Origin of the sequence: Roseovarius salincola (assembly GCF_026891095.1) — a bacterium.
Classification (GTDB): domain Bacteria; phylum Pseudomonadota; class Alphaproteobacteria; order Rhodobacterales; family Rhodobacteraceae; genus Roseovarius; species Roseovarius salincola.
Genome location: NZ_JAPTNL010000038.1, coordinates 1 through 8,078, shown reverse-complemented (window position 1 = coordinate 8,078; position 8,078 = coordinate 1). Strand labels below are relative to the sequence as shown.

The 8,078-nt window shown below is 55.3% G+C and carries 6 protein-coding genes and 2 pseudogenes; 7 read left to right on the top strand and 1 reads right to left on the bottom strand.

What is annotated here, in order from left to right; genetic code table 11:
* The first annotated feature begins 305 nt into the window (after positions 1 to 305).
* The 7 genes and pseudogenes from N5A93_RS19245 to N5A93_RS19215 all read left to right on the top strand — a co-directional run.
* Positions 306 to 2,195, top strand: a complete 1,890-nt coding sequence (locus tag N5A93_RS19245; RefSeq protein WP_268956716.1) for an ArnT family glycosyltransferase — start codon at positions 306 to 308, stop codon at positions 2,193 to 2,195.
* A 172-nt stretch (positions 2,196 to 2,367) separates the two neighbouring features.
* A complete protein-coding gene (locus N5A93_RS19240) occupies positions 2,368 to 3,276 on the top strand; it encodes a sulfotransferase family protein (protein WP_268956715.1) in 909 nt (302 codons plus the stop codon).
* Positions 3,277 to 3,290: 14 nt separating this feature from the next.
* On the top strand, positions 3,291 to 4,352 hold the full coding sequence (locus N5A93_RS19235; RefSeq protein ID WP_268956714.1) for a glycosyltransferase family 2 protein: 1,062 nt from the start codon (positions 3,291 to 3,293) through the stop codon (positions 4,350 to 4,352).
* A gap of 19 nt (positions 4,353 to 4,371) precedes the next feature.
* Positions 4,372 to 5,130 (top strand): sulfotransferase family 2 domain-containing protein, encoded by a 759-nt coding sequence (locus N5A93_RS19230; RefSeq protein WP_268956713.1) that lies wholly within the window; start codon positions 4,372 to 4,374, stop codon positions 5,128 to 5,130.
* A 189-nt stretch (positions 5,131 to 5,319) separates the two neighbouring features.
* On the top strand, positions 5,320 to 6,303 hold the full coding sequence (locus tag N5A93_RS19225; protein ID WP_268956712.1) for an aspartate aminotransferase family protein: 984 nt from the start codon (positions 5,320 to 5,322) through the stop codon (positions 6,301 to 6,303).
* Positions 6,300 to 7,145 (top strand): sulfotransferase domain-containing protein, encoded by an 846-nt coding sequence (locus tag N5A93_RS19220; protein WP_268956711.1) that lies wholly within the window; start codon positions 6,300 to 6,302, stop codon positions 7,143 to 7,145. Before N5A93_RS19225 ends, N5A93_RS19220 begins: the two co-directional genes overlap by 4 nt.
* A 300-nt stretch (positions 7,146 to 7,445) precedes the next feature.
* Positions 7,446 to 7,643 (top strand): annotated as a pseudogene (locus tag N5A93_RS19215) (transposase); the annotation flags it as partial.
* 26 nt (positions 7,644 to 7,669) lie between these two features.
* On the opposite strand, the pseudogene N5A93_RS19210 reads toward N5A93_RS19215, so the two are convergent.
* Positions 7,670 to 7,984, bottom strand: a pseudogene (locus tag N5A93_RS19210) (integrase core domain-containing protein); the annotation flags it as partial.
* Positions 7,985 to 8,078: the final 94 nt, after the last annotated feature.

The following is an 8,078-nucleotide window of genomic DNA, read 5'->3' as shown; positions in this document are numbered from 1 at the left end:
ATAGGCGTATCGTTCCTCTTGGAAGTTCTGGCAGGCTTGATCACCCGCCACGATACGCCGCCTTCTCAAACCCCGTCACCCAGTTTCCCGCATAGCTCGTCGCTTGAGACTTGTTGCACAATTGCGCTTGCGCTATCGACGTGCTGCGCAGCACTGCGGGCAGGGCCTGCCGGCGCTCCCTCGATCCAGGAACAGAAATCAGGCCCATGCAATCACATAAGCTTCACACAGCGGATTTTATCGTTCTTGCAGTACTTCTGTCGGTCTTGCTGCCGGTCACGAACATCTTTTACTCGACGGATTCGATGACCTACATCCTGAAGGCGGAGCGGATCGCGGAGTCTTTCGAATATGATGATTTGACCCGTGGACCGATGATGCCAGCCATCGGTGCGCTATTCATTTCCCTGTTCGGTAAATCAGCGATCGTTCTGTCAATTTCCGTCAGGGTTTTCTATTTTCTGTCCGTGATCGGCTTCGGAGCTCTGGCCTGGCGTCTTTATGGGCGTTGGGCCGGATGGCTGGCGGTTCTTTACTTCGCTTTTGCGCCGATGCTCAACTGGCCGGCGACCCGATACCACGTGGATATCTTCCTGCTCGGCTTCATCGTATTCGCGTTCTGGCTGCTTTATGAAACGCTGCAAAGCGGATCGCGGCGTCTCGGGGCAATCTCGGGTCTGTTGATCGGGCTGGCGTTTTTAACGAAAGAAACGGCCATCATGATGCTTCCCCTGTGGGTGTTTGGGTGGCTTTTCTTCCCACAGCTTCCCTGGAGGGTACATGCCAAGGCAATGGGCGCGGCGGCGCTCGGTTTTGCCGCGCTGGTCTTGCCTTGGGCGCTCTATGTCCAGATCGAGGCCCAAGACGCCGGCAACCTCCTTGGCAACAACATCAAGAATTCGGGTACGTTTGATGCATTCATCGCAAGGTTTCTGAACCAACCTTCCGAAATCGCCGTTTTCCTTCTTACCAATCTGAAGGAGTTCATGACCACCTACCTGCTGAATGGGCACTGGATCGATCCGGAAAAACCAGGGCATGCCGTTGCAGCCATGGGCAGCTATGGCTGGTTCATGCTGGCCGGTGTCATCACGGCCGCGACAAGAGCCCTCTGGCCGCAAAACGTCGGCGACCGACTTGTTATTTGCGCACTTGCCCTGCACCTACCCTTCGCGATTTTCCTTGGCTGGATGCTGTATGATGCGCGGCAGGCTCTTGTTATCGTGATGTTGGCCTCACTTACCATCGGCGCAATGCCAAATGCGGTTGCCGGGATGACGAGACACATCTCGCCCTGGCTTGAAAACAGGGTTCCGACTGTTGCGATCTTCTCGTTGTTGATTGGTGGCGCAGCCGCCTACGTCTCAACGCTCAACGGTGCCATGATGCAACAATTGCGAGGCGACAGGCAGGCGATGTCGTTTCTGCGGAGCTTGGACAGCGCATTGCAGCCAGTCGGTGCCTTGAATCGCCCCGCCGTCGAAGCGGCTTCATGGCTGAAGCAGAATGCGGACACGAATGACGTGATATATTCGGCGCATCGAAGAGACACCCGATACCTATCGTTTGCTCTGGACAACAGGGTAGAACATAGCCCTATTGAGAAACACAACGTCATGCTCTGGCTTGAGAGCGCAGCGCCAGAAGCGAAACCTACCCAGCGCGATACGCAAAACAGATTGATCTGGATAGATGCAAACTATTCACCTGACGGTCTGATCCAGTGCATAGACCCCGTCCAACAGGTGCGTGGCAGCAGGTTCTGCAAGATTTATTATCTGCGTGAGGACGACCTTCTCAATCAAATGAAGGACACCGGGGCTGACTGGCTGCTCGTATCCTCAGCCTACACTTTCATGTCGGCATATTTCGATGCGCATCCGGCCTTCGAGCAAGCCCGGGTTTTCGGCGAGCAACCATATCTCGACATGCGGCAGTCGGTGATCCTCTACCGTGTACACGCGTCAAAGCTTGCAGCAATCGATGCCGACCCGATGGCCGACATATCGATCGCGCGGTTCCTGGACGTTTTCGAGGCTGAGCGTCCATCCGAGTATGAGCGCTGGAAGGATGCAGTGCTCTTGGGGCAAATGGGCCTCTCGCCGGCGGCACTCGAGAAACTGCGCGCGCGCGACGTCGATTGTTTCATGCGCGACGCGCAGAGGCAGCCCGTCTTCCTCGAATGCCTGGAATGAAGAAGGCAAAGCCGGGTCGCGCAGGTCGCTGAAGGTGTTCGGTCAAGGCTTTTGACATTCACGCATCAGTCATTTAACAGCCTAACGAGTCCGAACCCGTGCGCCCTTGGCATCCCATGTTGCTGGCCGGTCGCAGCAACACATGCCACCACAGCAGACGACGAAGCCCATCATGAAAAACAACCTTCCAATCGCCTTTATCATTGGCGCCCCGCGCTCCGGTACGACGATTCTCTGTGATGTTCTTGGTGAGCATCGCGAGATTGAAAGCATCAGCGAGCCGTATTTCATCTGGGACTGGAAGTCCGGAGGCGGGCTGGATGATGTAAGAACGGCGGCGGATGCCACGCCCGAAAACACAGGCTTCATCCGGCGTGAGTTCTCGCATGCTCTCGAAAACTCCGGCAAGAAGATACTCGTCGAGAAGACACCGGAGAACTGCTTTCGCGTGCCCTTCATGCATGAAGTCTTTCCCGAGGCGAAGTGGATCTTCCTCTATCGCAACGGTCTCGATGTCATTGCATCAATGAACATTGAGTGGCGCCGCCGGGTCGACATGGTGCAAAAGCGCGATTTGAAAGCGCTCTGGAAAACGGCCAAGCGCATGGTCATGCGCCAAAAACACAACCGCCACCGCGTCTTGGCGCTGATCCATGAGGCGACACAGAACTTCTCGCTGAAACCGGGCCGCCTTTTCAACAAGGCCAAATGGCAGGGCCGCGCCGCTTGGGGCCCTCGTTTTCCGGGCTGGCAGCAAGAGCTCGACCGCTGCGACAATCCTGTCGCCTTCAATGCGCGCCAATGGGCTGAGTGCAGCCAGGCAGCGCGAGCAGGGTTGGAAGGGATTGATCCGTCCCGGATCCTGAGGATCAGCTACGAGGACCTGGTTCAGAACCGTGAAGAAACGATCCGAGAGATCGAGACGTTCTTGTCTGTCGATCATCAACCCGATCTGGGTGCTGAACTGCGCCCCAGCAGTCTGGGGAAGTGGAAGGCGTATTTTTCCAAGGACAATGTCGCCTTGATCGAGAGTATCATCGAGACCCAGCAGAGCGAACTGGGTTATAAACAGGTCAGCTAGAAGGAGAAACAGCCGTGTTGTTTGAAGATTTTTCGGGTCTGCGCCTGTTCGGGGTCATTGTCGGTCTGGCACTGGTTTTTGCGAGCATCTGGTGGGGACGTCGGCGGAGCCCGGGGTCTTCAAGCCCGCTGCCGCTGCTGCTTATGGGGGCGCTGCTTTTCATCGTCGGTTTGTTCCCGACCATTGCCCGCGCGCCTGCTGACCTGCTGTTCATCGGTGATGTGGATGGCGGCGCGCTGATCTTCCTGCTGGTCCTTTCCACCATCGTTTCGTGGCTTCTGTTGCTTTGGATGCGCTCGCGGATCGAGCATGTGCGTCAACGCTCGAATGCCTTGCTGCACAGTGTGGCCGTCAACGGCTTCATGCAGGCGAACGAGAACGCGGCCGAGGGCGACAGAAAGGTATTTGTCGTCATCCCCGCCCTCAACGAAGAAGACACCCTGCCCGCCGTCTTGGCAGACATCCCAAGCGAAGTGTGCGGACACCCCGTCAACATCATGGTGGTCGATGACGGCAGCACCGACAAAACCGGGCAGTTGTCAAAGGAAGCGGGCGCCTTCGTATTGCGGATGCCGATCAACTCCGGACAAGGCTCCGCCCTGAAAGCGGGTTACAAGGCATGCACGTCACTTGGTGCCGAGGTCGTGGCAACGCTTGATGCCGACGGTCAGAACGTGGCCCGGGAACTTGAGAGCGTGGTAAAGCCGGTGCTGGATCACGAGGCCGATGTGGTCATCGGGTCGCGTCTCCTCGGGGATTTCGAGAAAACCAACATCAGCCGGACCGTCGGCGTTCACTTCTTCAATTTCATACTCAGCACGATCACGGGTGCGAAGATCACGGATTGTGCGAGCAGTTTCCGGGCGTTCTCGGCCGAGATGATCGACAAGGTGCGCCTCGAGCAGGAGCAATATCAGTCGGCTGAAGTCCTGGTTGAAGCGGCGAAGAACAATTTCCGTATCGCAGAGGTTCCGATCTCATGGCGCCGCCGTCAAAGCGGAGACACGCGCAAGGCGGCCACCGCGAAATACGGTTTCTTCTTTGCGCGCACGATCCTGAAGACCTGGCTCAGGTAGACAGCGTCGGTCCGGTGCCATGCTCGTCGCGGGTTTGAAGTCCCTGAAGCGAACCGTCTACAGGTTTGCGCTGTTGCGGATAGCGCCGGTTCTGGCCCGTCTGACAGGGCGCCGACCGGTGCATTTCCTGCATGTCGGAAAGACCGGAGGCACAGCCGTCAAGGCCGCGTTCGGAGCATATCCCTTCCCATGGTTCGCGACCCCGGGTGACCTCCTGATCTTTCATACGCATTCCGTCACGCTTTCGGATCTGCCTCAAGGCAGTGCGGCAATCGTGTTCCTGCGCGATCCGGTGGCGCGTTTCATAAGCGCATTCGGCAGCCGCAGGCGCAAGGGCATGCCGCGCCGCTACGTGCCCTGGACCAAGGCCGAAAAGCGCGCCTTCATGCAGTTCGAAACGCCAAATGCGCTTGCAAATGGCCTGCTCTCGGGTGATCCCGCCGAACAGGCGGCGGCAAAAAGGGCAATGCGAAGCATCGAACATGTGGCGCAGTTCCAGATTGACTGGTGCGGCGGTGACCTTGAAACCTTTCGGCGGCGCAGAAACGAGTTTATCCTGATCGGACACCAAGAGACCCTGACCGAGGATTTCGACCGCCTGCTTTCGCGACTTTCCCTCGCGGGCCAACTCACTCTGCCCAAGTCCGACAAGGCAGCGCACAGGTCGACGGAGCGGGTTGAACTGAATGCAGCTCAGAGCAATGCCGTGTCGCAATGGTACGCGCGCGACTACGCGCTGCTCGAGGCGCTGAGCCGCGTAGAGGGCGAGTTTGTCTGACCTACCCGGATCGGTCGACTCTGAGGATTTTGCGTGAACCTCAGTGTTTGTGAATCGTCATGGTACCACCGGACAAACACGCAGGCATCTAGAGACAATCCCGGAACAAGAAACGGCAGCGCAGGCAACGTTGACATCAAACGACCTTTGACTGACTTTTACGCATCACAAACCGACTGGAAAGCCCTCATGAATTTCGACGCAATCGGTGGATACTTCGGTCTCGACCTTGCTCCGGTCGCCAATTGGCGACCCGATGGGATCGGCGTGAATTCAGCACGAAGTGCGTTGGAGCTGATTTTGCGGGCGCGCCAACCGTCCAAGGTTCACTTGCCCAGCTACTGCTGTTCAGCCGTTGAGAGCGCCATCCCCGAGAACATTGAAATCTGCTGGTATGAGATCAACGAGGAATTCGAGATCAGCAATATGCCCGAAACATCCCCGGAAGCGCCTCTCCTGCTCGTAAACTATTTTGGTCTGAAGAACGAATACGCTGCAGCGATTGTTGCGGATAAGCCGGGACACGTCATTCTGGATAATTCACAGGCCTATTACAGCCAGCCTTTTGCCGAAGCAGATTGTATCTACAGTCCTCGCAAGTTCCTGCCGGTACCGGACGGTGGGATCGTCGTTTGCGACGCCTTAATTGATCTACCACAAAAGCAGGCCACGTCGTCGAACCGTGCACAATATTTGCTTGGGAGGGCGGATGTGGGTCCAGAGCCGTTCTTCGAATACTATAAGTGGGCCGAAGCGGAAATCGCGAAAGAGCCGCCCATGCAGATGTCCGCGTTGACGGATCAGTTGCTCGATCATTTGGATACTGAACGGTTCGCAGCGAAGAGGCGCGAAAACTTTCAAGCGCTTGATAAGCGGCTGCGCTCATTGAACCGGATCAATTTGCCGATGACCGACGACACCGTGCCTATGGTTTATCCCTTCTGGCCCTCAGGGGAAGGACTTCGAGAAAAATTGGTAGAAAACCGCGTCTTCGCGGCTCGATACTGGCCTGAAGTTGCGGAAATGAAGCAAGCGTCGAATTTCGAAAATGAACTGTCACGCAATATGGTGCCGTTACCCATCGATCAGCGATATGACTCTTCCGACATGGATCGTATTGCCGAACTGTGTCTGTCCCATCTTTTTGGTGGGCTCCCGGGAGAGCCGGGATGAATACATACGCAGAACCTGCGCCACAGAACATATCAGACAAGGTGGTCCTGCATGGCACGCCGCGATCGGGAACAACGTGGCTTGCAGAAATATTTAACAGTGCGCCGGAACTTAAATACTGTCATCAACCACTGTTTTCATACGCGTTCAAAGGGTTCCTGTCTGATCGCAGCAATCAAGCAGAGGTCGCCTGCTTCTTCCAGGCGCTACTGAAGACGCAGGACAGATACATACTTCAAGTTGAGGAGCGCTCGCGAGGGATTGTTCCCGATTTTTTTAAAAATACGCCAACTCACCTTTTGTATAAGGAGGTGCGCTACCATCACATTCTGCCCAATCTGTTGAAGCGCGACAGCGCGTTGAAGGCTGTCCTTCTGGTGCGCGACCCGCGCGCCGTTGTATCGTCGTTTTTGAGTGCTGCGAAGGAATTTCGCAGAGATCTGGGTTGGCGTATCGAAGATGAATGGCGCTACGCGAGAAAAAAGAACCAAGACCGCCCGGAGGAGTTTTTCGGTTTCGAAAAGTGGAAAGAGTCCACAAACCTTTTCACTACGCTTCGCGAGCGGTATCCAGATCGTGTCAGACTCGTAAAGTATGTAGACCTTCTTCGATACACAGAATCCACTGTGCAGAAGCTATTCACCTTCTGTAATCTGGAATTCGGAAATCAGACAAAGGGCTTCCTGCGCGGAGAGATAGTGGGCAACTCTGCAAGTGATTATACGGTCTTTCGTGAGCGCAAAATGGTGGATGACAAGTGGCGAAAATCACTCCCATCAAGCATCTCCGATGAAATTCGCGCTGATCTGGAAAGTACTCCGCTTGTACAGTTTCTGGAGTGAGAAATTCTGCATGGGGTCAACGAAGGGGACAAATTTACATGATAAAGGTGAACACCAGATTGGTGACCACTCAGAGGAAGAAAATCCTGCATGCGCGGTCTAGTACCTTTCGACGACCGGTATTTTCTGAACTCTCTGACATGTGCGCCAGTGCCGTTGTCGCAAGCAGTTAGATGGCAAAATAAGATATGCTACTTGCGCACAAGATTGATGGATTGTCTCAGTTTCCACGGTAATCCCCCCGAAATTTAAGGGTGTTTGAAAGTAGAATTTTCTCGAATGATGAAAGAGGAGATTCTGATGAAGAAATCGAAATACAGCGACGCTCAGATCATGAACATTTTGAAGCAGGCCGAAGGTGGTGTGCCGGTTGCTGATCTGTGCCGCGAGCATGGAATGAGTTCTGCGAGCTTTTACAAATGGCGCTCGAAGTATGGAGGCATGGATGCCAGCTTGATGGCGCGGATGAAAGAACTCGACGAGGAAAACAAGCGGCTTGATCCAGCCCCTGTTTCACCGGACACCTAAGCGGTTTCGGTTTTGGCCCTGATGAACTCGCGAGGCGAGCGCCATTTCAGGCCGCTGTGTGGGTGGTTCTCGTTATAGTCTTCGATCCATTCTCCTATCAACCTCAGAACGGTTTCAGCGCCTGGCAATGGATTTACGCGGACGTAGTCGCGCTTGAATGTTTTGACGAAGGCTTCGGACATGCCGTTGGATTGCGGGCTGGCAACGGGTGTGAAGCAAGGTTTCAAGCCGAGCTGGCGAGCGAAGATACGCGTTTCCTTCGCGGTATAGGCGCTGCCATTATCGGACAGCACCTCAACCACCTCCGGAGAGTGTCCGATCTTTTGTGTATGACTGATCCGGTTCATGCTTCACCAAAAGGAAGCATGCATGACCATCTCGAAAGAAATCCTGGACGAACTGCTT